This is a genomic window from Rhizobium sp. 007 (assembly GCF_015353075.1).
GTDB lineage: Bacteria > Pseudomonadota > Alphaproteobacteria > Rhizobiales > Rhizobiaceae > Rhizobium.
The window spans coordinates 148,061-174,648 of record NZ_CP064189.1; the positions used below are offsets into that span (position 1 = coordinate 148,061).

General features: G+C 56.3%; 25 protein-coding genes and 3 pseudogenes. 15 read left to right on the forward strand and 13 right to left on the reverse strand.

Features of this window, described 5'->3' with window-relative positions; all coding sequences use genetic code 11:
• Positions 1-278: 278 nt before the first annotated feature.
• Both ISN39_RS37030 and ISN39_RS37035 read right to left on the reverse strand, forming a co-directional pair.
• Complete coding sequence (locus ISN39_RS37030; protein WP_246763539.1) at positions 279-518, reverse strand: hypothetical protein; 240 nt, start codon at positions 516-518, stop codon at positions 279-281.
• Between the two features lie 117 nt (positions 519-635).
• Complete coding sequence (locus ISN39_RS37035; RefSeq protein WP_246763540.1) at positions 636-1,235, reverse strand: hypothetical protein; 600 nt, start codon at positions 1,233-1,235, stop codon at positions 636-638.
• Here ISN39_RS37035 and ISN39_RS37040 point away from each other — a divergent pair.
• The 5 genes from ISN39_RS37040 to ISN39_RS32465 all read left to right on the forward strand — a co-directional run bounded on the left by ISN39_RS37040 (position 1,215) and on the right by ISN39_RS32465 (position 8,293).
• Positions 1,215-1,673 (forward strand): hypothetical protein, encoded by a 459-nt coding sequence (locus tag ISN39_RS37040; protein WP_246763541.1) that lies wholly within the window; start codon positions 1,215-1,217, stop codon positions 1,671-1,673. The two genes, ISN39_RS37035 and ISN39_RS37040, sit on opposite strands and share 21 nt — an antisense overlap.
• Complete coding sequence (locus ISN39_RS32450) at positions 1,670-3,991, forward strand: ATP-binding protein (RefSeq protein WP_194732095.1); 2,322 nt, start codon at positions 1,670-1,672, stop codon at positions 3,989-3,991. The genes ISN39_RS37040 and ISN39_RS32450 overlap by 4 nt, the downstream gene beginning before the upstream one ends.
• A gap of 477 nt (positions 3,992-4,468) precedes the next feature.
• Positions 4,469-6,004, forward strand: coding sequence for an IS21 family transposase (gene istA, locus ISN39_RS32455; RefSeq protein WP_194730711.1), 1,536 nt, complete (start codon positions 4,469-4,471; stop codon positions 6,002-6,004).
• 12 nt (positions 6,005-6,016) lie between these two features.
• Positions 6,017-6,772 carry an IS21-like element helper ATPase IstB gene (gene istB / locus ISN39_RS32460; RefSeq protein WP_194730712.1) on the forward strand — a complete coding sequence of 252 codons (756 nt, stop codon included), beginning with the start codon at positions 6,017-6,019 and terminating at the stop codon, positions 6,770-6,772.
• Positions 6,773-6,931: 159 nt separating this feature from the next.
• Entirely contained in the window at positions 6,932-8,293 is a 1,362-nt protein-coding gene (locus ISN39_RS32465; protein ID WP_194732096.1) for a PIN domain-containing protein, read from the forward strand.
• A 28-nt stretch (positions 8,294-8,321) separates the two neighbouring features.
• Here ISN39_RS32465 and ISN39_RS32470 read toward each other — a convergent pair whose 3' ends face one another.
• The 9 genes and pseudogenes from ISN39_RS32470 to ISN39_RS32500 form a co-directional block, all read right to left on the reverse strand.
• On the reverse strand, positions 8,322-8,738 hold the full coding sequence (locus ISN39_RS32470; protein ID WP_246763542.1) for a hypothetical protein: 417 nt from the start codon (positions 8,736-8,738) through the stop codon (positions 8,322-8,324).
• A 170-nt stretch (positions 8,739-8,908) separates the two neighbouring features.
• Positions 8,909-9,499: a hypothetical protein gene (locus tag ISN39_RS32475; RefSeq protein WP_194732097.1), complete on the reverse strand. Its 591-nt coding sequence runs from the start codon at positions 9,497-9,499 to the stop codon at positions 8,909-8,911.
• A 6-nt stretch (positions 9,500-9,505) separates the two neighbouring features.
• Entirely contained in the window at positions 9,506-9,922 is a 417-nt protein-coding gene (locus ISN39_RS32480; RefSeq protein WP_194732098.1) for a hypothetical protein, read from the reverse strand.
• A 27-nt stretch (positions 9,923-9,949) separates the two neighbouring features.
• On the reverse strand, positions 9,950-10,141 hold the full coding sequence (locus ISN39_RS37045; protein WP_246763568.1) for a hypothetical protein: 192 nt from the start codon (positions 10,139-10,141) through the stop codon (positions 9,950-9,952).
• Positions 10,142-10,307: 166 nt separating this feature from the next.
• Positions 10,308-10,571 (reverse strand): annotated as a pseudogene (locus tag ISN39_RS37050) (hypothetical protein); the annotation flags it as partial.
• Between the two features lie 219 nt (positions 10,572-10,790).
• Positions 10,791-11,195 (reverse strand): annotated as a pseudogene (locus tag ISN39_RS32485) (ornithine cyclodeaminase); the annotation flags it as partial.
• 17 nt (positions 11,196-11,212) lie between these two features.
• Entirely contained in the window at positions 11,213-12,112 is a 900-nt protein-coding gene (locus ISN39_RS32490) for a PLP-dependent transferase (RefSeq protein ID WP_194732099.1), read from the reverse strand.
• Positions 12,057-12,491 carry an isocitrate/isopropylmalate family dehydrogenase gene (locus ISN39_RS32495; protein ID WP_194732100.1) on the reverse strand — a complete coding sequence of 145 codons (435 nt, stop codon included), beginning with the start codon at positions 12,489-12,491 and terminating at the stop codon, positions 12,057-12,059. Before ISN39_RS32495 ends, ISN39_RS32490 begins: the two co-directional genes overlap by 56 nt.
• A complete protein-coding gene (locus ISN39_RS32500; RefSeq protein ID WP_281438342.1) occupies positions 12,488-13,240 on the reverse strand; it encodes an NAD(P)-dependent oxidoreductase in 753 nt (250 codons plus the stop codon). Before ISN39_RS32500 ends, ISN39_RS32495 begins: the two co-directional genes overlap by 4 nt.
• Before the next feature lie 833 nt (positions 13,241-14,073).
• Between ISN39_RS32500 and ISN39_RS32510 the strand changes: the two genes are divergently transcribed.
• From ISN39_RS32510 to ISN39_RS32525, 4 genes are all read left to right on the forward strand, one after another.
• Complete coding sequence (locus tag ISN39_RS32510; RefSeq protein WP_194732103.1) at positions 14,074-14,556, forward strand: extracellular solute-binding protein; 483 nt, start codon at positions 14,074-14,076, stop codon at positions 14,554-14,556.
• A 62-nt stretch (positions 14,557-14,618) separates the two neighbouring features.
• Positions 14,619-15,401: a metallophosphoesterase gene (locus tag ISN39_RS32515; protein ID WP_194732104.1), complete on the forward strand. Its 783-nt coding sequence runs from the start codon at positions 14,619-14,621 to the stop codon at positions 15,399-15,401.
• The gene (locus ISN39_RS32520) at positions 15,398-16,144 is read left to right on the forward strand and encodes an HAD-IA family hydrolase (RefSeq protein ID WP_194732105.1); all 747 of its coding nucleotides are present in this window, start codon (positions 15,398-15,400) and stop codon (positions 16,142-16,144) included. The genes ISN39_RS32515 and ISN39_RS32520 overlap by 4 nt, the downstream gene beginning before the upstream one ends.
• Before the next feature lie 80 nt (positions 16,145-16,224).
• A complete protein-coding gene (locus ISN39_RS32525; RefSeq protein ID WP_194732106.1) occupies positions 16,225-17,031 on the forward strand; it encodes a MurR/RpiR family transcriptional regulator in 807 nt (268 codons plus the stop codon).
• Positions 17,032-17,167: 136 nt separating this feature from the next.
• Here ISN39_RS32525 and ISN39_RS32530 read toward each other — a convergent pair whose 3' ends face one another.
• Positions 17,168-18,391 (reverse strand): ROK family transcriptional regulator, encoded by a 1,224-nt coding sequence (locus ISN39_RS32530; RefSeq protein ID WP_194732107.1) that lies wholly within the window; start codon positions 18,389-18,391, stop codon positions 17,168-17,170.
• A gap of 34 nt (positions 18,392-18,425) precedes the next feature.
• Between ISN39_RS32530 and ISN39_RS32535 the strand changes: the two genes are divergently transcribed.
• The 6 genes from ISN39_RS32535 to ISN39_RS32560 all read left to right on the forward strand — a co-directional run bounded on the left by ISN39_RS32535 (position 18,426) and on the right by ISN39_RS32560 (position 25,721).
• Positions 18,426-19,772, forward strand: a complete 1,347-nt coding sequence (locus tag ISN39_RS32535; protein WP_246763544.1) for an extracellular solute-binding protein — start codon at positions 18,426-18,428, stop codon at positions 19,770-19,772.
• A gap of 264 nt (positions 19,773-20,036) precedes the next feature.
• Entirely contained in the window at positions 20,037-20,690 is a 654-nt protein-coding gene (locus ISN39_RS32540; protein WP_246763545.1) for a sugar ABC transporter permease, read from the forward strand.
• A complete protein-coding gene (locus ISN39_RS32545; RefSeq protein ID WP_194732109.1) occupies positions 20,687-21,535 on the forward strand; it encodes a carbohydrate ABC transporter permease in 849 nt (282 codons plus the stop codon). Before ISN39_RS32540 ends, ISN39_RS32545 begins: the two co-directional genes overlap by 4 nt.
• 7 nt (positions 21,536-21,542) lie before the next feature.
• Positions 21,543-22,604: an ATP-binding cassette domain-containing protein gene (locus ISN39_RS32550; protein WP_194732110.1), complete on the forward strand. Its 1,062-nt coding sequence runs from the start codon at positions 21,543-21,545 to the stop codon at positions 22,602-22,604.
• A 23-nt stretch (positions 22,605-22,627) separates the two neighbouring features.
• Positions 22,628-24,001 carry an aminotransferase gene (locus ISN39_RS32555; protein WP_194732111.1) on the forward strand — a complete coding sequence of 458 codons (1,374 nt, stop codon included), beginning with the start codon at positions 22,628-22,630 and terminating at the stop codon, positions 23,999-24,001.
• A 241-nt stretch (positions 24,002-24,242) separates the two neighbouring features.
• Complete coding sequence (locus ISN39_RS32560; RefSeq protein ID WP_194732112.1) at positions 24,243-25,721, forward strand: sulfatase-like hydrolase/transferase; 1,479 nt, start codon at positions 24,243-24,245, stop codon at positions 25,719-25,721.
• Between the two features lie 398 nt (positions 25,722-26,119).
• Here ISN39_RS32560 and ISN39_RS32565 read toward each other — a convergent pair.
• A pseudogene (locus ISN39_RS32565) lies at positions 26,120-26,443 on the reverse strand (helix-turn-helix domain-containing protein); the annotation flags it as partial.
• Positions 26,444-26,588: the final 145 nt, after the last annotated feature.

A 26,588-nucleotide genomic window follows, 5' to 3' on the forward strand; every position in this document is an offset into this window, starting at 1 on the left:
GGCTTCGGTTCAGCTGCTTCGAGGTCGAGAGAAAGCGAGAGCAAGCTAAGGTGCAACATCGGCGGGGCAATCCGGTGCGTAAGCCCCCCTGGCCAATCGAGAGTATTGCTTTGCAACAAGATGAGTTTGAAAGGAATATACATGTTGTAATTGCAGTGGAGCGCTATACCGTCATCTAGGCGAGTCTTCACGCCGCTCATTTGGGGAGGAACATGTTTTCAATTCTGCATATTTCCGACCTTCACCAGAACCTGCAAGACGAAATCCCTCCGGATTGGCTACTGGATACGCTGGACAATGACTTCAAGCGGTATGCGCGCACCGAGCCGCCGCATATCCCTTTCCCTGACCTTTGCGTCGTCAGCGGCGATCTGGTCTATGGCGTGGGACCCGGTGCTGCAAACGCGGCCGATGAACTCGAACGCCAGTACGAACAGGCGCATGAGTTTCTCGTCGGACTGTGTAATCGCTTCTTCGAGGGCAAGCGTGATCGCGTCGTGCTTCTGCCCGGAAATCATGATGTCGACTATTCGGCCATGATTCAGTCGGGAAGCTATCTGGCAATACCCAAGTCGGCGAAGGACAAGGGTGCTCTCGTCAACGAACTGTTTTCAGCCAACTCGGCGTTGCGATGGTCATGGTCGAAACTGCAGTTTTTTCGCGTTGACGACCAAAAACTCTACAATAGTCGGCTCCGCCAATTCGCGCGCATGTATGAGCGCTTCTACAAGGGGGAGCGCACTTATTCCCTCGACCCGTCCCAACAATTCGACGTCTTCGATTTTCCCGACCTGAGCTTTTGCCTTCTGGCACTCAATAGCTGTCATAGAAACGACCCGATGAACCGCGTCGGCACGATTCAACCGGCCGCACTTGCCGCAGCCTGCCGAGCGCTTCGAAGCCCATCCCGCGCCGGATGGTGCCTTGGAGCGAGCTGGCATCACGATATTGCGGGCGGAGCCGGCCACGAAGATTTCCTCGACGCCGGCTTCATCCAATTGCTCATCGATGCTGGAGTCACCATTGGGTTCCACGGCCACCGCCACCGATCGGACTGCTTCGAACAAAAGAACAGGCTTGGCGACGATCCCCGAAAGATGACGATCGTCGCTGCAGGTACGCTGTGCGCCGGTCCAACCAATCTCAGTCCGGGCATACCGCGAGGCTACAATGTCGTGGAGGTCGACCACGACCGATTGGCTGGACGCGTTCACATGCGACAGATGGTCAATCAACTGCAAAACCTTCCGACCTGGGGGCCGGGCCAGTTCATCGATACCGGTAAATCCTACATGGATTTCGATCTAAGCCCACCGATCCAACGGCGATCGCCTTCTCTCGACCTGCAGCTCGTCCTCGAACGCGTATCGGACCTTTTTGGCCAGAAGAAATGGCAGGAAGTGATCGAGGCATTAGATGGTGCAACGGAAGATCCGCTGGCGCGCCGGTTTTTCGTTGAAGCCTTGGCCGAGCTCGGCGACAACTCGCACACCATGCACGGCTTGAGCAATCCGCAGAATCTTGTTGAGGCGGTCATCCTTGGAACAGCAATCATTGAAAGCGGCGAGGCGAGTGACGCTCGTCGCTTTCTTGAGCTTGACATCGTCATGAGCGAGACGGATGCGAGCTTGCAGGAAATCAAAACCCGTTTGAAGAGGAAGATCGCGAAATGAGTGGGATCGTTTTCCAGGTCGACACACCGCGCGTGTTGGCCATCCTGGCAAATGAGATCTATGACTCGCCCCTGGCGATGCTGCGGGAAAACCTGCAGAACGCCTATGACGCGGTTCGCCAAAGATTTGCGATGGACGGAACCCTCTCCGACGGCGGCGAAATCCGAGTAACTCTTACCGATCGATCTGTCTCGATCGTCGACAACGGCATCGGAATGTCGGAAGAGACCCTGCGGGAGAACTTCTGGAAGGCTGGATCGAGCGGAAAGCGGTCTGATCGCGCCCGCAGGGCTGGTGTCGTCGGCACTTTCGGGATTGGCGCGATGGCGAACTTCGGCGTTTGCAGCCGGTTGGTCGTCGAAACCCGGGCATTCGACCAGGACAAGGTATTGCGTAGCATCGCTGAGCTCGAAACGCTGAAGATCGGGGAAGAATGCATCAGTTTTGAGATTGTCGAGACCGAACGCGATTTCGGTACGACGATCACGGCAACGCTGGACGATCGTAGCACGATCACGCTTTCGCAGGCACGCGACTATCTTAGGCCTTATGTGCGGATGTTGCCGGTTCCGGTCTACATCAATGACGAGCTCATCAGCGGAGAAAAGATTGAAGAGCTTTACCAGCAGGGACGCAGTTTCTCAAAGCTCGGGACGCAATCGCTGGGCGACGGAACGCTATCGGCTGACTTCAGTGTTCATGTCGATTCCAATTCCCAGGTTCTCGTGCTGGTCGACAATGTAAAGGTCGAGGGAACAGAGATCCAGGGCTCGATGGCACTGCTGCAAACCGGCGGTCAGCTGATGGGACTAAGGTCGTTCTTCGGGCTCGCACCCATTCCGGCAAGCGGCCATTACCAATTTGGCGGCTACGCCAACCTCGGTTTCCTGCATCCGACAGCAGGTCGCGAGGCGCTCAGCCGGGATAGTATCGAACAGGTCAACCGCCTCATCAATCTTGCCGAAGGAGCGGCATCAGAGACCATCGCCCCTCTTGCTATGGCCGATCGCAGCAATGCTTTCCTTGGATGGCTGGTCGCCCATAGCCGTTACGATCTCGCCGAAAACATCACGATTTCAGTCCATCCCGGGCAAGACAGTGTTCCGCTCGGCAAGCTGAGGGAGACGATCGGGCAACATCAATATCTCTATTACACTGGTACAACCGGGCAGGTTATCAATACATTTGCCAATGAGAGTTGCAGTGTCCTGCAAGTTTCCCAGAACAATCCCCGGCGACGCGTGCAACTGCACTATGTGACGGAGGTATTGAAGGTGTCGCAAGTTCCGACGTCTGCGCAGATCCTCAAGATCTACGCGGCGAGCGATCTGACGTTCGCAGAGGCTTCGGTGCTGTTGAGGATCGCCTCCATCCTTCGGGACGATTATCTCATCCCCGAAGTCGAAGTCCGGTTCGCCAATATCTCTCATAATGTAACGGTGTTGCCGGAAAAGGCCGGCGAACAGCTGAAAATCTCCATAGCACGATCGAGCCCGGCGATCCTGCCGTTGCTTGGCGTTTACGAAACTGCCTACACGCTGTTTTCCCAGTTCATGAAAGACTATGTCCGGGTCGCCATCTATCCGTCGGTGCAGCAATATGTCCCAAGCTCGACCAAGGGAGGCGTCGACGCCCTGCGTAAGCTGTTGCTGAAAAGCAAGGAGCTCTATCGCTACGAAGAGGCCGACCGCGGAGATATCGAGGGCATCCTCGGGGATTACCTTTCGGGAGAGTCGAGCTTTGCAAAGGTCCTGAATGTGGCCCGCTCGAAGACGCGTCCGCAAACCCAGCGCGTGTCGGCCGAACAGGTTGGGCGGATCGAAACCGAACTTCCTGGAATTGTCGATTCACCCGTGCTGGATGCAGCGCCCAATCCCTCGCCCGCAGGCGAGGGGTTCAATGCTAGCCCCCCGATCGTCCGCGACAACGTCGTCTCGGAGATGAAGATCCTGACGACGAACGAACACTACCCGCTGCTGAACAACTTCACCATGTTCCTCGGTGTGTCCGAAAAGCTCATGAAGAGCGAAGCGGAGTTTTTCAACCGGCCGCACACGACCCGTATCATCTGGGGCGGCCACCGCGTCGTTTACATTTTTACGGAAGAGACGGAAACGTTGAGCCTGTACTACGACATTGAGCTTAAGGGTCAGATTCAGAAATCGAAGACCGGTGGCGCAATGTTTCCGACGACAACGCTGATCACCAAAGGCCGGATTTTCATTCCGATCCCGGAGATCCTTAGTGAAGATTTCCAAGTCGGGACGGCGCCAAAGGAATTCTTCGTTCGTTTTGATATTCTGAGCACTGATCTTTGAGTGCGGTAAATCGCCGCCCCACTGCGGGCTCTCACACCGGGCTTTCAGTCATCGTCGACGGCATGACCGACTAGGGCGCTTCGGCCTTCCTGCGAAACGAATGGCCGCTTCTGAGGTTTCTTGGACTGTATCTATTTTCGGCCCTGCCTATAGCATAGTTCCTTCTGATCACGCTCCAATCGCACGCCGGCCGTTACGATCCCGAGAAGGAGGTAAAACTGCCTCACCAGGACCGCTTGTTGTTTCCATCGTTGCCGAGTAGATCTCACCCTCTGACCGGTACATGGCAGCAACAAGTTGGGCAGACTGCGGATTCCGACGTGAAGCCGGCCGCCATTCCGATCAAAGACCGGCCACCATTCCGATTTGAAGCCGGCCACCATTCCAATCAAAGACCGGCCAGTTTTCGGCACTGAACATTCCCCCTGGGTCAGCAACTTTGGCATCAAATGCCCCACGATAAACGTGGAGATTTTGATGCCGGCAAAGAGAAGGCTGACCATGAGACAGTTACGACAAATGCTGCGGCTTGCCGGAAGCGGGACCAGTTCCCGCGAGATTGCGGTCGTATTGGGAATTGCACGAAGTACGGTGCAGGATAACCTTCAGCGCGCAGCAGCAATTGGATTGAGCTGGCCCTTGCCGGGCGAACTCACTGACGATGCGCTCGAGAACAAACTCTTCGCTCGCAACGGCATCAAACAGGGCACGAGACGACGCACCGAACCGAACTGGGCCGATCTTGCCGTCGAGCTCAAAAAGCCAGGCGTCACCTTGCTCATTCTCTGGGAGGAGTATCGTGGGTCGCACCCCGAAGGATACGGCTACAGCCGCTTCTGCGAACTCTTTCGTAGCTTCGAACAGCGACTTTCGCCGACGATGCGCCAGGAGCATGCGGCCGGCGACAAGGTCTTCGTTGACTATTCCGGCAAGAAGATCCCGATCGTTGATCGCAAGACCGGTGAGATCCGCGAGGCGGAGATCTTCGTGGCAGTGCTCGGTGCCTCCAGTTTCACCTATGCCGAAGCGACCTGGACGCAAACACTCCCCGACTGGATTGGCTCGCATGTCCGGATGTTCCGTTTCTTCGGGGGCGTTCCCCGACTGATCGTCCCTGACAATCTGAAGTCGGGCGTCAGCCGCGCCAGCTTCTACGATCCCGAGATCAATCGCAGCTACGGCATGATGGCATCCCACTACGCCGTTGGTGTTCTTCCGGCACGGCCGCGACGGCCGAAGGACAAATCGAAAGTCGAGAACGGCGTCCGTTTCGCCCAGTCATGCATTCTGGGGCGTCTGCGCAATCAGACCTTCTTCTCGCTTGCTGAAGCCAATGCCGCCATTGGCCAGGCACTCGATCGCATCAACGACCACGTCATGCGCCGGCTGGGCGTCAGTCGCCGGCAGCTGTTTGAGAGTGTCGAGCGTCCCGCACTCGCCAGCCTTCCGGGCGAAGACTACGAATTCGCCGAATGGCGTTTGGTCCGCGTGTCGACGGATTACCACGTCGAGTTCAAGACCTTCTTTTATTCCGTGCCGCACAACCTCATTCGCCAGCAGGTCGATCTGAGGGCTACGGCACGCACCATCGAGATCTTCCACCGCGGCAAGCGCATTGCCGTGCATCAGCGCCGGTATGGCGGCCCTCACCATGGAACTGATCCGGATCATATGCCCAGTTCCCACCGGCGATATGCTGAGTGGACACCGGATCGCTTTCGGCGCTGGGCCGCATCCATCGGTCCCCAGACCGAAGGTTTGGTCATCGCTGTTCTCGCCAGCCGTCCGCATCCCGAACAGGGCTTCCGAACATGCCTGGGCATCCTGCGCCTGTTTCGCGATATCACACGCGATCGGGCCGAGGCCGTGTCAGCCCGCGCCGTCGAGATCGGTGGCCTGAACTGCAAGAGCATCGCCTCGCTCATCGCCAATCACAAGGCCGCACGCCATTCCACCGAACCAACTGCCATTATCGATCACGCCAATCTGCGTGGTCCTGATTACTTTCATTGAGGAGACAAACCTATGCTGATCAATCCTACTATCGACATGCTGCGTGAACTCGGCCTTTACGGCATGGCCACGGCCTTCCAGGAACTCGATGCGCAATCCGAAGCGCGCGGCCTCGAGCACGGAGAATGGCTTGCCATACTGCTCGAACGCGAGGCTACCATGCGCCGCCAGAAGCGTTTCGAGGCCCGCGCCAGGGCTGCAAAGCTGCGTCACGATGCACAGATCGAGAATGCCGATTTCCGCGCTGCACGCGGCCTCGACCGCAATCTGTTCATGGCGCTTGCCGGCTGCGACTGGATCAGAAAGCATCACAGTCTTCTTGTCACCGGGCCAGCCGGTGTTGGCAAAAGCTGGCTTGCCTGCGCACTCGGCCACAAGGCATGTCGGGAGGATTTCTCCGTCGCATACCACCGGGTTCCCCGGCTGTTCGCCACGCTCGCGCTTGCAAGAGGTGACGGGCGATACGGCAGGATCCTCAAATCTCTCGCCAAGACCGACCTTCTCATTCTCGACGATTGGGGCCCGGAAAAACTCAACGATGATCAGCGCCGCGATCTCCTTGAGATCATCGAAGATCGCTACGAGCGTCGCTCGACGATCATCACCAGTCAGGTGCCCTTGGATCGCTGGTACGAGATCATCGCAAACCCGACCCTGGCAGATGCCATCTTGGACCGCCTCGTTCACAACGCCTATCGCATCGATCTCACTGGCGAGAGCATGCGAAAACAGCGACCACCAATACCGTCCGATACACTCCAAGCTTGACCTGAAACGAAACCCAACCCAAACATCAACGAGACCCAGGATCAGTCCGGAAAATGGCCGGCTTCAAATCGGAATGCTGGCCGGAATGAAATCGGAATGACTGGCCGGCTTCAAATCGGAATCGATGGCCGGCTTCATCGGAATACGCAGGCAGACTGAATGAGCGTTACCAGGGTCTTTATTGACGCGAACATATTCATTGAGATGAAGGATCTTGGATCGCTCGACTGGACCGCACTCTTTCCCGGTCTCGAAGAGCTGCGCATTGTGGTCTCGATGCACGTCATAAAGGAGCTCGACAAGCTCAAAAATGACCGCACCGAACGTCGTCGCAAGCGCACGCGCGCGGCGCTTCATCTAATTGACGGCATTCCGAATGAGGGCAAATCGATCCTCCGAAAGCAGCCTTACGTTGTCACGCTGGAGATAGCTTTTCCGCGCTTACACGAATGGCAGGAGTACCACCTGCTGGACGAAAACGATCCTGACGATCGGCTCGTTGCGCATCTAATTGAAGACAGCCATGCGGTGCTCGTTTCCGATGACAGCGGCCCCCGCATCAAGGCATCAAAATACGGCGTTAAGTCACTTCAGCCGCCGGTGGCGTTCCGTCTGCCTCCCGAGGAGTCGCCTGACAAGAAGAAAGTCCGCGAACTTACACAAATCATCAAAAATCTGGAAGATAAGCGGCCACGCATGCTGTTGAAGCTCGGGTGTCCGAGTGATCCCGTCGTCCTAGTCAGACCGCTTCTACCGCCAATGCCTGAGGACCTGCAGGACGAACTTGTGCGCCGTATCCTTCAAGCAAACCCGCGGTTGAAGAAACCACGAAATGACATCGGGACAGCGTCCTTGTCGCGGCGGCCTCATCCAATCGACTGGGTGAAATATGAGATCAACTATGCGTCATTTGTCGAAAGAGTGAAACAGCATGCCGCCGGATTCCACGAAAAACTGAACGCGATCCCGATGGCGCTCGAGATTCCTTTTGAAGTTATCAACGGTGGTCGTGTCACCCTCGAAAACGCGGACGTATCCATTCGCTTAGAGGGCGATGCGCGCCTTTACGTTGATGAAGGAGAAAATCCTGAGGATGATAGGGATGACCTGGAAAATTCGGCGTTGGAGTTCCCAAGTGCGCCGAGCGTTGAAGCATCATACGGGTTTTCCGGGGTTCGCTTCGGTGCGATTTCGTCTTTGCAAATACCCAGGATAAGATTTCCTGGCGCGGTGTCGTTCGAATGGGACATCGTCCCCGACGACAAAAACTCTCGGCGAGCCAATCTGTCGAACAAAGAGTTTCGTGTGGGAAAGCGCCACTCCGACAAAATCGCCATCATACCCGAGGGGCCGCTTCCGCTCGAAGTTGTCATTTCGTTCGAATTGGAAGCCAAAGATTTAAATGAAGCTTGCCGGCTGGACTACACGGTCAGAGTTGAAGCGACCGAAAGAGAATGGACCTTAGGTGACTGGGAGCGGGTGGAAACTGCTCTTCCTGACGAAGTGCGCTCGCGTGGTTGACGGCCACGTCTACGTCGACGGATGGGTATTATTCCGTTGGACCTGATTTAGCCGTCTTGGACTTCGACGTTGTGGTTGGGTACCCAAACGAAAAGAAGAAGTGGGACACACGGATAGTGCCATGCGTCGGACCCAAGGAGGGATCTCGCTCGTGTTCGGTATCGAAATCGGCTGCAGTAAAAAGGCTCGAAGGTTTGATGAACGGTTCTCCGCTCTGAGCTAGCTTCAATCGCAGTATTGACGCCAGAGTTTTTTCTTCGAGCGCCTTTCTGATGGGCGGAACCACATCAGGTTCGGCGTCAAGAAGTACTCCGACCATCGCGGCAACAGCTTGCTTGCGACTATAGATTCCCGTGACGAAGCGCCCCAGCCCCCTATCTCTCAGATAATGGTCGCGGTGTTTCTTTTGACGTCCAAGGCGTTTGAACTCAAAAACCAGCTTCATGCTGCTATGTCGGTTGGCACTTAAACGTAAGAATGCGGCTGTTTACATCTCATTTGGCAGATAATTTGAGATTCGCGGCGAAGAAAATCTCAAATTAAGTGCAACTGCGAAGACGTCCGCGTCTGACGTGCGGAGGCCAGATGTCATTGAAAGTGCAGCCAAGTGCGCCATCAGCCTCGTCGGGAAATGGATATCTCATTGCAAAAACGCCGTCGATTTCGTCGACATTCACTTGCAAGCGAATCGTTCTCGAACATGGAATAGAACCACATATCGCCGAGCAGCGCTGCTCCATAGGCGTGCTGGTAGAGAGTGGCATCGGAAAGCATCTGGGTCCAGGTCCCCGGACCGAGAGTTTCGACCGGGGCATAGGCAGTCCAGGCATTGATAGATACGCCATCTCCAGCAGCGACTGTCCCGCCCAGGCTGGAAAACACTGTTTGATGGTAGTTACGGATGGCCTCATACCCGAGGTCCGGCGTCACTTCTTCGCCATTGATGATGGTCGTCGGCGCCGCAAGTCTGGCCACGATATCCGCGTGCATCAAGGCGTCGCCGACCGCTGCCCATTGGGCCGAGGAGACCGAAACGCCTTCTCTTTCGGCCACCGCCATGAAATAGGAATTGGCGACGCGACCACTGATCTGATCCTCCAGGACGACCCCTAAGGCAAGCGAACCGTAAGCGACGCCAAATTCTGCAAGTTTCGTGTAATAGGCTACCCGTGCGCCACTTTGGCCGCTGTCAGCGATGGAAGACAATTCTGCTTACCGTTCCTCAAATTGATGGATAAACTCTTTCGCTCGTGTTCGTAAGTTTCTGAAATCACGGACGAATTGGCGTCCGAAGCTGACTTGCCAGCGTTGTGCGCCTCGTTGAAATAGTAAGCGCATGCATGACGCATGAGGAAAAGTTGGCGGCTTGGGCTGCCCGCAAACTAAAAAATCTTCCGGAAAGTTTGACGTCTCCTGATCCGGTAGGAAAACTTCATCTCCGGACTCCGTCGTCGAAACAGTGAGGTTCGGTTCGATCCGGTGACTTGAGACGATAGTGTAGCGCAGCTTATAGGTGATCAGCGCCATTGAATCTGTCAATAGGGTTGTGAACAGGTTCGCCAGAACGCGATTCCGGAGCTTCTGCTTCGCGGCTCTGAGAAAGTCGCTGTCGGACTGTTTCTTGGTCATCAGGATGCTCCTGCCACGGACCGATACCTACGCCCATCCCACATGAGCCGCCTTTGTAAGCTTAAGAAACAGATCTAACCAAAACCGATATTCGGGTGGCTTCCAACCGTTGTCTGAGGCGAACGCACAATAGGCAACTGATGTCGTCGGATCTTTGCCAAATTTGTCGATCGCAGCTTCGATGGCCTCGTCCTCAGTTAGGGCCTCCCAGCCTTCAATCACGCTTTCATGATTTCTCACTTGACCTGTGTGCCCCCACTATTTCGGACAGCAAATTGGAGATCAAAAATTCGCTATCGACAAGTCCGTTCTCGCAATTTCATGAACTCAAACGCCAATATCCCTAGTTTGTTCTCATCGGAAACTCTCCGCGGTTTTGGAGAATCTACACCAAGTGCAACATGGGCGTGTGAAGGGTAGGGGATCGGCCGCATTCACGCAAGTGCGCCATGAACACCTTGGCGCGGTGCTTGTAGGCACTTTCTTGGCAGCGAATTCAGGAGATGGGCGAGGTCGACAAGTTGCTGCTGAACGACGTTAGACAGATGTATCGCCAGGCAGGAAGCGTCGAATTCGCTTGTTGGTGCTCGACAGCCTTTTGCCAGGGCGAGTTTGGGTCGCAGAACCAGCTGCTGGCGCCGATCCCTTCTCCAAAGCCGGAAGCTGGGGTCGGTTCCGGTTGGGGGCGAAATGACCTCTAAGGCGAAGTTGGAGCTTTTCAGGTCTTTGTTCACGGGCAACGTCACTCCAACGGCCGATGACCTGCCGTCCTTCCCAATCACGCGGGCCGGATCATCAGACAGACCTCGGCGTCGCTTGTACGGATTGTCACGATGCTCATCACAGTGCCCCAGCCTTGCATGGCGCGCGCACCCTTGGGCGCTAGATATTTCGCGGCAACAGCCGACATGGCAGCGGTCCGCAGCGCCGTGAGGATCGTCATCTCGGTCAATAGCATCGGGTAGCCGTTGCCAACATCAGCGAGCACACCAAAGGCCGTCACCGTCTGGCGGCCGGAGCGCGTGTTCTTGGGATGGCCGTTGACGTACTTGAAGCCGTACGTCTCGCCGTCGCTGGTCGGCATCAGTTCGATGACACCCTCCGCGCTATGAGAGGCCACACGCGGCGTTTTGTCGAAGGATTCCCAGCGGCGGAAATCTTCCTCGATGTAGGCGGCAAGCTGGATGAGGAAGCGTTCGACGCCGGTTGCGAGCACCAACTTCATCATATGGTCGACGCTCACGAATGGGACCGTGTTGAGTTTCTCGGACATAGCTCGGTTGCTCCTTGTCATGATAAGCGTTCGCCGACAGCGATTCCGCCGGCGAGACAAAGCTGAATTTGCAGGGCGGTGTGCGAGTGCGTAAGGCAGTTGCTACTTCGATTGCAATGAAACGACCATTTGTTCCAGATCCGACCAGAGGTGATCTGCGTTTTCCAAACCAATGCTAATTCGCAGATAGGTTGCCGTGTCACTGCATGGCATGACATGACGATCAGCCAGAACGATCGGCACGATGATACTCCTCGTTCCGCCCCATGAAGCGCCGATTGCGAACGTCTGCAACCTATCCAAGGCACGGTCAATGGCCTCCGCGGGCACTCTTCCAGCCTAAGACTGAACACTCCAGAACTGCCCTTGAAGTCGCGCCGCCACAAGTCGTGGCCAGAGGCTTCTGCTATAACGGGGTGGAGCACCGTGAAGCTGCCACTACCGGTCAAGCGATGAGCAAACTCTTCCGAAATCGCGCCCACATGCCGCAATCGAAGGCCCAAGGTTTGCAAGCCTCGCAATGCGAGCGAACATTCATCAGGCGAGACGCCCACCCCGAGACAGCCGAGTGCGTTGCGCACTCTTCCGTAGAGTTCCATGTCACGCAGTATGATCGCTCCGAGCAAGATATCCGAATGTCCACCGACGTATTTCGTCAGCGCCTCGGCAACAATGTCGACACCCAGTTCCAGCGGTTTGCACAACAGGCCGGTCGCCCAGGTATTGTCGCATCCGAGGAACGCGCCCGCTGTCTTGCACAAGCGGGAAATGGCAGGGATGTCACAAACTTCCATGCTTGTCGAACCAGGAGCCTCGACCCAGACCAACCTGGTACGCCCTTCACGAAGCCGCCCTTGTAGATCAGCCAATTGTGTTGGGTCGAAATACTCCGTCTCGATACGTGTTTTCCCGGACAATTACTAGATCAATGTTGGCTGCTTCCCCGGCACAATTGACGAGTGCCTTTGACGGCCGGATATTGGCGGACAATCCCAGATGGGTACGAAGCCAAGCCGAAGCGTTAACGCCGCCCTCGTTTTCTGGGGGGTATTCGAGAGTTGAAAGCGGGCCGAGAATGATGCCATCGGCTTGCAGGGCCGCCTCGATCGTTGAAGGGGGAAAAGTGGAGCCGCTTTTCTCGAGCGCTGCGAGACCGCAGAGGTGAGTTTCAACGATCAGCCCGAGATCGTAGCTACGGGTCAGGAACTCAATCACGGATCTTGCAGTCTCGCAGATGTCAGGACCGATACCGTCGCCGGGCAAAAGAAGGAGCTTGAGTTTCTCGCGTCGCGTCATGCCAATTCCAATCTGTTCCGGGTGTCCGCAATGAGGGAAACGATGCGCCCCGCAACGGCCTCTTGTGCCTCGTACGTTTGCGCACCGACATGAGGTGTGGAGATGACGTTGGGCAGGTCCAGAAGCCGGGAATTGGTCACGCCATCTTCCTCAAAGTGAACGTCGAGACCGGCGGCGGTGAGCCGCTTCTGAACAAGGGCCTCCTCTAGTGCCAGGCGATCAACCAAAGCGGCTCTGGCCGTGTTTACAAGAATCGCGTTTGAAGGAAGGAGCGAAAGCCGCCGCTCATCAATCAGCCCACGTGTGGCGGGCGTGAGGGGCACATGCAAGGTGAGGACTTGTGCCTTTTTGAGCAACGTGTCGAGGTCAAAATTTGGGGTGGCCCCAAGCGCGGTAAGGATGGTGCGTTTGTCGGTCTGATGGATCGAGCGATCGAAAACCAGGATGTGGGCGCCGAAACCTGCAAGTAATTTCGCCACTTTGGCACCTATTGCTCCGAAGCCGACTATGCCAACAGTGCGCCCGTCTAAAGTACCTCCAATCGCCCCCGTCTTCGCAGCGAAGTTCCTGGCTCGCACACTCTGATCGAGACGGGAGATTTCTCGTAAACAAGCCAGCATGAGGGCAAGGGTCAACTCCGCGACGCTTGTCTCAGACCCACCGGTGCGCGAGACGGTAATTCCGCGGCGTTCGCATGCTTCGAGATCAATCGTATCTAGGCCGGATCCGGCTTTCACAATCCTCAGCAATCCTTTAGGCAGTCGAGGATTGCTTCATCGACCCGTAGACTGCCTCGTGTGACGAGAACTGCGACCTCGCCACCGCGGCCTGCGGCGAGAACGGTCTCAATTGCTAGAAACTCGGCGGTCCGACTTATATTCGCATGCAAGGCGGCGGAGAATTGGCCGCTGTAAGCAATCAACATGGTTCGCCTCCACCAGAGATCTCGATATGCCCGGAGCGTACCTGAAGTGCGCAGTCGGTAGCGTATCGTGAGTCTTTCGCTGACCATTCGCGACCGGCGATCGCTCTAATAGCGTCAATTGTTTCAGGCACGACAATCGCCTCCATGTGAACGGCTGCGGTTAAGGCGATCTCGTGCCCTTGGGTGACGACACTTTCGGCCCAGACGACAACGGCGTACGCATCGTTGCGGGAGCCGCTGCCAGCCAAATTCCGGACATCGGCAGTCGAGCCGAGAGCTCCCGTCAGCAGAACCACGCGCGGGCTCGTAGCGAGCGCGTCACGGACCGCAGCAGCACTGACGGGGTGTGTACAAGTGACGAAAAGTTGGATGAGATGACCATGGTTGGTCGGGGCATGTGAGGCGAAGCTGATAATCGACAAGTCGGGAAAGAACCGCTTGAGGTCAGTTGCATGATGTGATGGGCCGAGAGACAATGTCAAAGCATTCGGCGATCCCTTGTACGCTTTGTCCGTGTCGGATGCACTACGCGCGAGACAAATTCGCAGGTCCGTGGGCTTGCAAACACGTTGCAAGGCATCGATAATCCGCACCAGACCCGTTGTGTTGCAGCTTCCAATTCTTACGGACTTGCGTTCGACTGCAGATTCGAAGGCTATGGAGGCATTGAAAATTGCTTCACCATCTGCTGTTGCAAACTTCGCTCAAAGTGTCGGCGACAGGTTCACGATGCGAACGGCGCCATTTCCGATCGGCGCAGCCAATGGCACCTTGCCGACCGGCGGCAACGTCGTGACCATTACGGCCCAAGACCCGGCGCATCAGAAAGCCGCGTGGGACTATGTGAAGTTTGTCACCAGTGCTCAATCACAAGCCGACGTGGCAAAAGCAACGGGGTATATGCCCACCAACAAGCAGTCCGGCGAAGCTCTCAAGGCGTTCTACGCCAGCAATCCAATCTATGCGACGGCTTTCGCCCAAGTACCGCTCAGCGCGCCATGGTACGGTTACCCAGGTGGCAAAGGTGCCGAAATCTGGCGTGCGCAACGTAAAATCATCGATCAGGTCCAGCGCGGAGCTTTGTCCCCGGATGAAGGCCTGAAGGAAATGATCTCAACGACGAACAGCCTCCTCAACTGACCGTTTCAACTTTTCTCTTGCCCGGCTCCATCAGGAGTCGGGCCCTTGTAAATGTCGAGCAAATGCAGAAAATCATTCACATAACCGACCCCCATTTAGTTGCGCCTGAAACGATGCTTTACGGCATCGATCCGGCGCAGCGGTTGCGGGACACCCTGGACCACGTCTCACGCGTACACGCGGATGCGAAGCTCATCCTGATAACCGGCGATCTTGCCGATACGGGCGATCCGGCGGCTTACGCCCTCTTGCGCGAGATTTTGTCGCAAGTTCAGCTGCCCGTCTATTTGACGATCGGCAATCATGATGATCGCACGGCGTTTCGAGCCGTTTTCGGCGGGGAGGGCTTCGTTCAGGCGGCACTCGATCTCGACGATTGGCGGGTGGTTCTGCTCGACACCAAGGACGCGATAAGTCATTTCGGATGCCTGGACGGTGGCCGCTTTGAATGGCTCGAAGAGCAGCTTGTCCATGCCGACGGTCGCCCCGTGCTGGTCGCGATGCATCATACCCCTGGGGACCTGCATGTGCCCTGCTTTGCAATGGGCGGTATGAAGGAGATCGATCGGTTCTTTTCCATTGCCAGGCGGAATGGAGCGGTTCGCCACATGCTGTGCGGTCATCGGCATGTCGCTGCGGCAGGCAGCTTGTCGGGCATACCGTTTACCGCCAGCCGCGGCACGGCGCAGCATATCGTTCTTGACTGGGAACAGTATGGGAAGCCGATATTCGTTGCTGCCGCGCCCTCATATGATGTCGTCATGTTGGATGGGATTGACGTCGTCGTCCATCGCCACGAGGGGCTCGAAACATTGCCCGTCATTCGCCCCGGTGACCCGAAATGACCGCGACACCCTCGACCACAGCCTTGGCTCGTCCCCGCCCGCAGCTCATCATCTTTGATTTTGACGGCACCCTTGCGGAAACGGAAATCATTGACTCTGAGATTATTTCGGCAAAGCTCGCCGCACGCGGGATTAACGCACATCCGCATGAAATCACGACCGAGCTGTCGGGCATTGAGCGGGACCATCTACAATCTCGTCTCGAGCGCTATTTCAGCGTCGATTTGCCAACAAATTTCATGAAGGCGGTCGAGATGGAAATTCAGCAGGCCACTTCGACGCAGCTGGCGGCAACACCCGGTGCGATAGAACTGCTTGAGTGGCTAAGCATTCCTTTTTGCGTCGCCTCAAACACATCGCGCTTCAATCTCATCCGGCGCATGAGGGCTGCCAATCTCCTGGGGCTCGTTGGCCCGCGGATCTTTTCCGCCGATGACATCGGCGTCCGCAAGCCGGACCCCTCCGTGCTGCTTTTTGCAGCGGAAGTCATGGGCGTATGCCCGAGCGACTGTCTCGTCATCGAAGACAGCGTCAACGGCCTCAATGCTGCGCGCAACGCAAACATGCGCTACTGCGCATTCGGGGGCGGCCGCCACCATTCCATCGCGTTGAGGGATATCCTGCGGACGTTTGAGCCCGAGGCACTGTTCCTGAACCTGGAGGAGCTCAAAGCTTTTCTCTACCCCGAGGAGGGAAGTTGGTTGGGTGTTGACGGCGTAGCGCTCGGGCGGTCGCAACGTTGAGCCATGGAATTGTTGATATGCAGAAATGATAATGTGGTGAGACGAGATCTGGAATGCCCGGCGACCCTACGGACAAGACAATGAAGAATGCGGATACATCACCAACTTTGGTGCGGGATGGCGTATACGCTCTGGTCACCAGCGGACCCAGCTCGCAATCACGAATCGCGCATTACATCGCTCAGAATCCGGAAGTCGTCGGGGATCTATCGATCTCCGAGCTCGCCCGTCACACCAACAGCGGGGATGCGTCGATCGTGCGCTTTTGTCGTACACTCGGCTTTTCCGGGTTTCGCGAGTTCAGGATGGCGTTCACCGGAGAGATTGAGCGCGACAAAGCCCGGCGAGCAACCCAGTATCTCGGCAGTGATGATGAACATGTAAGGCCAGAAATTGGCAATCTGAGCGCTGCTCTCCAGCATTCGGTAGCGGCCTCGGCTCGCCTTCTCGACTATGAGCAGATCGAAAGCGTCGCGAAGAGACTGCGAGGTGCAACGCGCGTCGAAGCCTTTGGCATGGGTGTCTCTGCAGTCTGCGCCGAGTTATTGACGCATCGCCTGGTCTGGCTCGGCATTCCCATTCATTCGACAGGGATCGTGAACATCGGCCGCGGTCTGGCGCACGGACTTGATGCTTCGACTTTTGCCATCGGCATTTCCTACGAGGGAATGAGCGAAGAGACGGTAGAATTTCTGAGGACAGCTCGCGACCGAGGTGCGCATACGCTCGCAATCACGACACGTGCAAAATCCGCGATCACTGAAGTCGCCGATGAGGTTCTATTGTTGAGCTCCTCGGGCCCTTGGCCGGAAGCCGGATCGGCAAGGCTCATGCCTTCAATGGCGCTCTTGAGCGAATGCATCGCCGGGTGCCTGAAGGGAAGTTGAGGCCCTGCGGCCCGACTTCAAAGCCGCCGTTGCCCAACTTGCAGACAGTTTAAGGGCGGTGTCATCTGGATCGATCGACGATGGCGCCCATTGACGGCACACCGGCTCCCAACCTGCTCGCTACACGCCCCTTTCGTTAAACATCACTGCTGTCGCCGTCCGGTTTTGAAAAGAGACTTGCGCGATGACTTGAGGCACTGAAGCGCGGATTTAAGTGCGCGAGTACGGGCAGATATGCGGCCCCCCTTGGCATGGCATCCGCCCCAAACTCCGACCTGATCAATCGTGGCCGAGCACAATCCGCTCGACGAAGAGAAGGGTAGAGTGGCTGAACCATTTGGAAAAGTGCATCGATCAGCCAGATGGGTGCATCTCCTCCGAACATCATCGTTTCTGGTTCAAAGAGATTTTCCAAAGTACTCAGGCCATTGCGCAAAGCCTCCGCCGCTTGCTGAATCCATTTGGCAATAATTGGATTTTCAGCAGAATATCGCGCCTCCAGTTCAGCGAAAGATTGGACGGGGTCGCCGTGGCTGTTAAGAAATCGCTTCAATGAGGTCATCGATGCATAGGTCTCAAGGCACCCCTGCTTTCCGCAAACACATTTATTTCCGTTTGGGACCACTATCGTGTGGCCAAATTCGCCGGCGTTTCCATAAGCGCCGCCGAACGCCATCCGATCGATCATCGAGGCACTTCCCAGCCCCTTTCCAAGCGAAATATAGACAAAGTCCGTATACTTCGATGCGGTTTCCCCGAAATATGCTTCGGCGGTGATTGCGCACTGGCCCTCGTTAGCGAGAACGACAGGGTATTCCAGATTACGTTCCAGGTGGTCTCTTAAGAGGGCACCGTCCCAACCTGCCAAGTGCGGGGGATGGATAACGCTTCCCCCAAAAGGTCCGGGCGTAGCAAGCCCGATGCCAAGAAAGTGGCTCTTCTTGAATCGGGTGCTCTCGATCATGGAAATCGTTTGTTGCTTTATCAGCTCGCCAACGTCTTCGATATCCATTCGAGCAACGGCTAAATCACCACCTCTGATTACCTCACCGAGAAGATTTTGCTCCACATAGGCAAGCCGGCCCTCATCAACATGAAAACCGAAGCTGAAGGCGCCTTTTGGATTCAGCGCAATTGGCACAGGGGGCTTTCCCACCTGCCGCACGCGCGTCTTTTCCTGCCGCAGAAAGCCCATGTCGATCAACTCCTCCACGATGTCAGACGTTGCTTGACGCGACAGACCGGTCGCATCCGAAATTCGGATGCGGGGGAGGGGACCGTTTTGACGCACTTCCTCGAAGACGACCCAGAGGTTTATCGACTTTGATTTCAATGCATTAGTCGCACTTAAAGCCATCATTTCACCTTAATATGTCAAGTTGACAGAATAATTATTGACCGATTATGCTCCTTGTGACAAGCTTCCCTTGTCAAAACCAGAGGGCAAAAACATGAAAACACCAAATTCCGTCTCGCGCCGCACATTCCTCTCATCGGCGGTCGCCTGCGGATCGCTACTGGCGATGCAGAGCGCCGGTCTCGATGCAGCAAAAGCGCAATCGGCCAGCCTCAGCATCTTCGGCCCACTTCCGCCCGACCCGGCGCCACCGGGGGCTGCGCAATTCGCACTTGACGCATTCAACGCGTGGAAGGCCGCGAACGGTTCGGAGGTCAACTACGAGCTTTTGGCGTGGCCGCAGCTTCATGACCGTATGGCGACCGCCTTTGCGTCAGGCTCGTCCCCCTGGGACGTCATCTACATGTGCGGCTGGGTGCCGGAGTTCGCAGATTTCCTTGAGCCCTTCGCTGATCGGCTCCCAAACGCCCTCGTCCAGGACATGCCCCCTTCCAGTTTCGAGACCGTGACATGGAACGGCAAGCGGTATGGTGCGGTGTTCACATTGTCCCTGCTGACCCTGTTCTTCAACAAGGAGCATCTCGATCAGGCCGGTATCAAAGAGCCGCCAAAAGATTGGGACGAATTCAAGCGCTACACCAAAGAGCTGTCGCGCGATAATAGGTTTGGCTTTGTGGCTAACTACGGCGACCCGGCCAGCCTCGGCGGCACTTACTGGATGGCATTCCTGCAGCAAGCTGGCGGAAGAATGTTTGACGACGCCGGACAGCCGAGTTTCAACAACGAACATGGCGTTGCCGCACTGCAGATGATGATCGACCTGACGGCTGCCGGTACAGATCCCGGTTCCATTTCCTATGTCGGTATCAATGACGCCAGCAACGTTTTTATGTCTGGCCGTGCATCGATGATGATGAACTGGCCCTTCATGTGGAACCCCGCGCAGGATCCAAAGCAATCGAAAGTGGCAGGCAAACTGGGATGTGCCTTGTTACCGGCCGGTCCGGCCGGCACTGCCTCGGTGGATGGCACCGACGCTTGGGTGATTTCAAAGACCAGCCCGAACATCGGCAAAGCTGAGAAACTGGTTGAATTTTATCTGGATAAGGATGTTCAGAAACGGCAGGCGCTTGACACCGGCTGGCTCCCGATCCGGCTGTCCGTTCTTCAAGATCCGGAGGTCCAGGCTAAGCTGCCTCACGCTGCAACTGTTCTGGAGCAGGCGAAACATCCCTACAACAACTTTATCACACCAGAGCATAATCAGGTTACGCAGGCGCTCGGTACGGAAATACAAAAGGCGCTGCAGGGGCAAGCGACGGCCGCTGAGGCGTTGAAGTCTGCCCACGATCTGGTTGCCGCTATTGTGAAGCAACGCGGCTGAGGCGATGTGATGTCCGCCTCTCACACTTTTGAGCGACACCGGCGGCTGGTCGGTGTTGTCTTTGTCGCGCCCGCTTTATTCGTACTCACTGCGGTTCTCGCATTCCCGATCCTTGAATCATTCAGACTTGCCTTTCAGCGGGTCCGTCTGGCGGGAGGGCTTCTTGAGCGATCCTGGGTTGGCTTCGACAATTACGCGTTGTTATTCAGCGATAGTACGTTCATAAAAGCGCTCGGTAACACAGCATACTTCACCGTTGTCGAAGTGGTGTGCGTTGCAATCATTTCCCTTGGTATCGCGCTTCTCCTGCAACATCCCCTGGCGCGTCACGGCATATTTCGCATTCTGTTGATCGTTCCCTGGGCGATTGCGCCTGTCGCCAACGCCGTGTTGTGGAAGTGGATTCTCAACTCCAACTACGGCATTCTCAATAGTCTACTGACCGGCCTGGGCCTTATTCAGCACAACCAGGTTTGGCTCGGAACGCCGCGGTCAGCGCTGAATTTCCTTCTCCTTGTCGATATCTGGAAGTCAGTCCCATTCATTGCGCTGCTGCTCTTGGCCGGTCTCCAAAGAGTGCCGCAAACGCTCTATCGGGCTGCGTACATGGATGGCGCAAGCCGCATGCAAACGTTTCTCGCGGTCACCTTGCCCTCGATGAAATCCGCAATCGCAATCGCGGTCATCCTGCAGACCATCTGGGCGCTGCGCGTGTTCGATATCGTCTTTGTTCTGACCCGCGGTGGCCCGGCAGATGGAACGGTATCCATGAACTTTCTTGCCTATCGGACGACCTTCAACTTCCTCCAATTCGGAAGCGGAGCTGCGATTGCCAATCTGATTTTTGTCACGACGTTCGCGCTTGCCGTCGTCTACATCGCAGTCATTTCGCCTAAGAGCATGGAGGCTGGCCGATGAGCTTCCAACATCATCGAAACGGTGGATGGCTTTTTCAAAGCTTCATCGGCCTGTGCCTTGCGTTGTTCGTCGTCTGGTCGACGGCGCCCATTGTTTGGCTCTTCCTTTCCAGTGTCATCAAGCAAGACGCGCTCATTGCGCAGCCGTTGAATTTGTCACTTTCGGATCTAACCAAAGAGAATTATGTGACGGTCTCAAAATCCGCGGCATCGCTGGCATCCGGCATCCTGAATTCATTCGTAGTTTCCGCGTTTTCGACGTCGATAGCCCTGACGCTCGGTGCACCGGCAGCGTATGCTCTGGCACGCCTTTCCCTGCCACGCGCCAATGCAATCGCCTTTTTGGTGCTGGCGACACAAATGTTGCCCGGGATCGCCATTGCCATTCCGTTGTTCTTGCTGATCAGCAAATTGGGCCTGATCGACAACGTTCTGGCTTTGGGTGTTGTATATCTCTCTTTCAACCTTCCGATCGTTATCTGGATTCTTCGCGGGTTTTTCCAGGCGATACCCCCAAGCATAGAGCGAGCTGCCGCAATCGACGGAGCGAATGCGGTTCAGACTTTCTGGTACATCGTCCTGCCGATTTCGGTTCCTCCACTTACTGCCGCCGCCGTATTCGCATTCGTCGAGGCCTGGAATGAATTCTTCTTCGCTCTCATTCTGACGCGCCAGAACGCGCAGACAGTGCCGCTCGTGATCGCCAATTTCGCCGGGCAATACCAGACCGTCTTCGGCCAGATGATGGCTGCGGCAGCTCTCAGCATCTTGCCAGTCATGCTGCTGGCGATCGTGTTCCGTAACAGGATCATCCGTGGCTTCGCAGACGGCATGACAAAAGGGTAGGTGTTCCATGTCTCACATCATTCTCAAAGACGTCTGCAAGTCGTTCGGCGCGGTCCAGGTCTGCAAGAGCATAAACCTGTCGATCGATAAAGGTGAGTTTATTACCCTCCTTGGGTCTTCAGGCTGCGGAAAGACGACAACTCTTAACATGGTTGCCGGCCTGGAGGATTGCTCTTCGGGCGATATACTTCTGGACGGGAAGAGGATCAACGAGCTCTCGCCTGTCCAGCGCGACGCTGCCATGGTGTTCCAGAACTATGCGCTTTATCCGCACATGACCGTCTCCCAAAATATCGGCTTTACGCTCAAGATGCGCGGGTTAGACCGTCCTGAAATTGCAAAGCGCGTCGCGGTCGTCGCCGAAGCTTTGGAATTGGGACACGTCTTGCAGCGGTTGCCCGGGCAACTGTCCGGCGGGCAGCAGCAGCGCGTGGCAATCGGCCGCGCGATCGTGCGCGAACCGCGGCTCTTTCTCTTCGACGAGCCTTTTTCGAATCTGGATGCATCGCTGCGCGTCAAAACGCGGGCAGAGATAAAACAACTACATGAGCGACTGGGGGTTACCTCGATCTTCGTGACCCACGATCAGGAAGAGGCACTTTCAATCTCCGACCGGATCGCCGTCATGTACCAAGGACGGGTCGAGCAGTTCGGGTCGCCAGACGAAATTTATCTTCAACCTCGAACGCGGTATGTCGCCACGTTCATTGGCAATCCGCAAATCGAACTGTTGCCGGCCAAGCTGCGCGTGTCGGACCATACCTCGATTCTGGAAATCAATGGCGTCGAACTGCGACTAAAACGACCTGACCTTCCGAAAGGCACGCGAAGTGTGGAGGTCGGCCTGCGGCCGGAGCACGTCAAACTGGGTGACTTCGAACGGAAAGCGGAAGTTCTCTTCGTTCAACCTGTGGGTCCCTCTACGCATGTGGCGCTACGGTGGGCCGGGGGGCGGCTTACCGCTTCCGTTCCCGGGTTCATCCGCTTGAACCCCGGCAGCCAGATCGGCTTCGACATAGATCCTTCTCACCTTTTTCTGTTCGACCAGAAGACTGGTCTGCGTGTGTAACACTGTCCAAACGAGGCATACCAATGACGACTATATCGAACTCAATCGCGCAGCGAGACGTTCAGTTCCAGCTGCATTCCCAGACGAACCCCATGCGTTTTGAGGAACAAGGGCCGCTGATTGTGACGAGAGGCGAGGGTGTCCGCGTGTATGACAACACGGGCAAAGCCTATATCGAAGGAATGGCGGGGCTCTGGTGCGCGACGCTCGGTTTCTCAAATGAGCGTCTGATCGCGGCCGCAAAGGCCCAGTACGACGAACTGCCTTACTATCATACATTCTTTCAGCGTACCGGGGAGGGCGCCACCAACCTCTCGGAGAAACTTGTAGACCTGTGCGGAATGAAAGGGGGGAAAAGCTACTTCACCACGTCAGGCTCCGAGGCAAACGAGACGATGGTGAAACTCGCCTGGATCTATCACACGGTGCATGGCAAGCCGCGCAAGCGGAAGGTAATCGCCCGCGACCGCGCATTTCATGGTTCGACCATTGCGGCCGCCTCCATGTGCGGACTGAATTTCATGCATCGGGAATTTGGCCTCCCATTCCCCGGGTTCGTGCATACCTGCGCACCGTACAGCTATCGTGGAATGCAGGAAGGGGAGGATGAAGCTGCGTATGTGGAACGGCTTGCGCATGAGCTTGAAGACCTGATCGTCCGCGAAGGCCCCGAGACCATTGCGGCCTTCATAGCCGAACCTGTCTACGCCGGCGGTGGTATTATCGTCCCGCCAGCAGGTTATTTTCAGCGCATTCAGCAGGTTTTGAACAAGTACGACATTTTGTGCCTGGATGACGAGATCGTTTGCGGTTTTGGGCGCACAGGCAAGTGGTTCGGCAAGGATCTTGTTGGCATGCAGCCCGACATGATGGCATTGGCAAAAGGTCTTTCGTCCTCGTATTTCCCGATCGCTGCAGTCGTTCTCGCTCCCAAAATCTATGACGCCGTATCCGAATTCAACAAACAAGGCGGGGCGTTCGGTCATGGCTTCACCAATTCGGGCCATCCCGTGGGGGTTGCCGTCGCCCTGGAAGCCATCAAGATTTATGAAGAACTGAATATTCCGGACCAGGTCCAGAAGATTGGCCGCCGGCTGCGCAACCGCTTCGAAGAGACAGCGGCAAGATCTCCCGTCATCGGGGAAGTTCGGGGTGCGGGTCTTATGTTGGGAATCGAAATCGTTAAGGACAAGCACACCAAGGAACCGTTTGACGCTGATCAGCAGGTCGGAGCGACATTTGACCGGATTGCTTACCGCAACGGGCTTATCGCACGGTGCATGGGTGACGTCCTGGGCTTCGCACCGCCGCTTATTCTGTCTGAGGATGAGGCGGATGAGCTGGCGGACCTGTTCGACAAGAGTATAGCTGAGCTCGAACAGACGCTACACCCCTAGACCAGGTCGCGCTGGCCCTGCCGTTTGTCGAGGATACTTGCTCGGAGCGTGCTTCTTGTTGGGTCCCTCAGAAGACGACTGCAGTTATGAAAAAGGCGGTTGTTGGAACCTGGCCCGAACGCCGCCTTGGACCTTGGTTAGAACCATGCGGAGGTATCCGGGCTGGATACTTGAACTCCTTATCATATCGCCACCGATGACGCGCCTTGACGACCCTCGGTTGGCCTTTGGGAGATCAGAGTTGAACAACTTTAATATCGTGTGGATTTGCAGTGATCAACAGCGCTGGGACACGTTGCAGTGCCTGGGGTTCAAAGGCACGCAAACGCCCAATATCAACAGGTTGGCGGCCAGAGGTACAGTCTTCGCTCGCGCCTATTGTCAAAGCCCGATCTGCACGCCGAGCCGGACGAGCTTCCTGACGGGAATGTATCCGATCGCCCATCAAGTGCATCAGAACGGTGCAGGTGTGTTTCCTTCCCACCTCACTTTGCTCCCGAAACTGATGGCGAGTGCGGGATACTATACAGGGCATATCGGCAAGCTGCATCTGTCCGCCACGCGTCAAATGATCGAAAAGCGTCCCGACGACGGATATGCTGAATTCTACTGGAGCCCTGAGCCATTTCCGGAGTGGTCGGGGAATCACGACTATCATGCGTGGTTGTGGTCAAAAGGCATCGATCCCGAGGCCTACTACAAACCGTACCTTGACCAACACTATGGCCCGGGACCGGCAGCAGAGTATCGGCAGGTTCGCTGGGCGGGCGATCGGGCCGAGCGTTTTATCCAGATGCATTCTGATCGCAATTGGTACCTGGCCATCAACATAGACGCGCCTCATCCGCCTCTCAATCCTCCGGAAGACTATTTAAGGCGTTTCGATCCTGCCGACATGCCAGACCCCGCCTTCAAGCCGATCGACCTCGAACACCAGAAGAAATTCGAGAATGTGGATCAGCAAGCGAAGTGTGCGATCGACCCCTGGCGCGCGGCCACGGACGTGGGTGAGTCCGACAATGATGAATTGGCAGGACCCACGCACGAGGCTCCGCCGACCGCGTTCAATATATGGGAGATGAGAGCGGCCTACCATGCGGAAGTGGCGCAGGTCGATGATCTGGTCGGCCGGATACTCGATATTCTGACGGAAACGGGGCAGCTCGATCGCACCATCATCGTCTTCATGAGCGACCATGGCGATATGATGGGCGACCACGGTCTGCTCTACAAAGGCTGCCGGTTTTATGAGGGCATCGTGCATGTTCCACTTGTGATTTCCGTGCCCGACAGCCCGGTACATGGGTCGGTTTCGAAGGCGCTTGTTGAGCTGGTTGACATTGCGCCGACGTTGCTGTCGCTGTCAGGGCTTGAGGTCCCCGAGGCTATGCAGGGGCTGTCGCTCGATCAAATTCTGCTGGGCAAATCCCCGCTTAACCATCACAAGCCATACGTCGTCAGCGAGTATTACAATTCGCTGCGTTTCCGCGGAAGCCGGGGCTCCCGGGCATCGATGTACTTCGATGGCCGCCACAAACTGAACATGTATCATGATGTTGGGATAGGAGAGCTTTTCGATCATCAGGAGGATCCCAACGAGCATTATGACCTTTGGGATAGCCCCGATCATAGGGAGTTGAAAGCCGGTCTTGTGCAGAGCAGCTTTTCCGCGATGATGCTTCGCAGTGGATCCGGTCCGGAAAGGATCGAGGATTACTAGACAAGCCTTCGCTACAGCGTAATGGCCAGGACTATGTCGGTCCGTCAATGACGGTCCTTGCATATCGGGGGATCCTGCCGCAAAAAATGTTCGCGAAAATCTCGCGGCTATCGTTTGCGACAGGATTGATACTGCGCTACGCGGCTCGCCGGTTCGTTGCGACGAACTTCTCATGCAAGGCCCATATGTGCCCGAAAGGATCGAAGAACGCTGCAATGCGACGGCCGTCCTCGGCAAGTTCAACCGTATTGCGAATGGCGGCTCCGGCAGTAAGAGCCCTCTCTAACACGGTCCCCGCATCGCGCACATCGAGGCGGAAAATCGTGCTCCCTGAACCTTTCTCCTTCAGAGAAAATGGACCGCCGCGGAATGGCTCGGCTTCACGGTGAGGATTCGAACCTGGCAACAGAGATCCGGTGCAACTCGATCAGCTTCTCTCGCGCCAGCGTCGGACCGAAATCGACATAATGCTCGCGGATCAGATCCAGCGCTGCATTGCGAAACTCCTCGCTGTGGCGCCGGTTGCTCGGCTGCGATCGCTTCTTCGAAACGAGGCCGGCTGGACCATCCCGGTCATAGGCCTGCAGCACCCGATGGACCTGACTTCGACTGAGCCCGAGTAGTTCGGCAGCCTGGACAACGCTCAGGCGTAGGTCACGGATCTTCTGGATGACTTCGAGGCGATGCAATTCTTTCTGCGACATGGTGATCAAACAGGACATGACGACTCCGACCGCTCATGGTCTCGACCAGGCTGAAGGTCGTCATCCTTGCTCCCAACGTTGGCTTTGACCAGTGCGTCGAGAGGCGAGACTGTCGCATCTCTAACTGGCCCAACTGTCGCATTACTAAATAGCCCTTACAAAT

Excerpts from the sequence above, each read along its gene's own strand:
- ISN39_RS37030 (WP_246763539.1), bottom strand. The coding sequence starts at position 518 with ATGATTTCCGGGCAGAAGCACGACGCGATCACGCTTGCCCTCGAAGAA.
- ISN39_RS37040 (WP_246763541.1), top strand. The coding sequence starts at position 1,215 with ATGCGACAGATGGTCAATCAACTGCAAAACCTTCCGACCTGGGGGCCG.
- ISN39_RS32450 (WP_194732095.1), top strand. The coding sequence starts at position 1,670 with ATGAGTGGGATCGTTTTCCAGGTCGACACACCGCGCGTGTTGGCCATC.
- istA (WP_194730711.1), top strand. The coding sequence starts at position 4,469 with ATGCCGGCAAAGAGAAGGCTGACCATGAGACAGTTACGACAAATGCTG.
- istB (WP_194730712.1), top strand. The coding sequence starts at position 6,017 with ATGCTGATCAATCCTACTATCGACATGCTGCGTGAACTCGGCCTTTAC.
- ISN39_RS32465 (WP_194732096.1), top strand. The coding sequence starts at position 6,932 with ATGAGCGTTACCAGGGTCTTTATTGACGCGAACATATTCATTGAGATG.
- ISN39_RS32470 (WP_246763542.1), bottom strand. The coding sequence starts at position 8,738 with ATGAAGCTGGTTTTTGAGTTCAAACGCCTTGGACGTCAAAAGAAACAC.
- ISN39_RS32480 (WP_194732098.1), bottom strand. The coding sequence starts at position 9,922 with ATGACCAAGAAACAGTCCGACAGCGACTTTCTCAGAGCCGCGAAGCAG.
- ISN39_RS32495 (WP_194732100.1), bottom strand. The coding sequence starts at position 12,491 with ATGACGCGACGCGAGAAACTCAAGCTCCTTCTTTTGCCCGGCGACGGT.
- ISN39_RS32510 (WP_194732103.1), top strand. The coding sequence starts at position 14,074 with ATGGAGGCATTGAAAATTGCTTCACCATCTGCTGTTGCAAACTTCGCT.
- ISN39_RS32515 (WP_194732104.1), top strand. The coding sequence starts at position 14,619 with ATGCAGAAAATCATTCACATAACCGACCCCCATTTAGTTGCGCCTGAA.
- ISN39_RS32520 (WP_194732105.1), top strand. The coding sequence starts at position 15,398 with ATGACCGCGACACCCTCGACCACAGCCTTGGCTCGTCCCCGCCCGCAG.
- ISN39_RS32525 (WP_194732106.1), top strand. The coding sequence starts at position 16,225 with ATGAAGAATGCGGATACATCACCAACTTTGGTGCGGGATGGCGTATAC.
- ISN39_RS32530 (WP_194732107.1), bottom strand. The coding sequence starts at position 18,391 with ATGATGGCTTTAAGTGCGACTAATGCATTGAAATCAAAGTCGATAAAC.
- ISN39_RS32545 (WP_194732109.1), top strand. The coding sequence starts at position 20,687 with ATGAGCTTCCAACATCATCGAAACGGTGGATGGCTTTTTCAAAGCTTC.
- ISN39_RS32550 (WP_194732110.1), top strand. The coding sequence starts at position 21,543 with ATGTCTCACATCATTCTCAAAGACGTCTGCAAGTCGTTCGGCGCGGTC.
- ISN39_RS32555 (WP_194732111.1), top strand. The coding sequence starts at position 22,628 with ATGACGACTATATCGAACTCAATCGCGCAGCGAGACGTTCAGTTCCAG.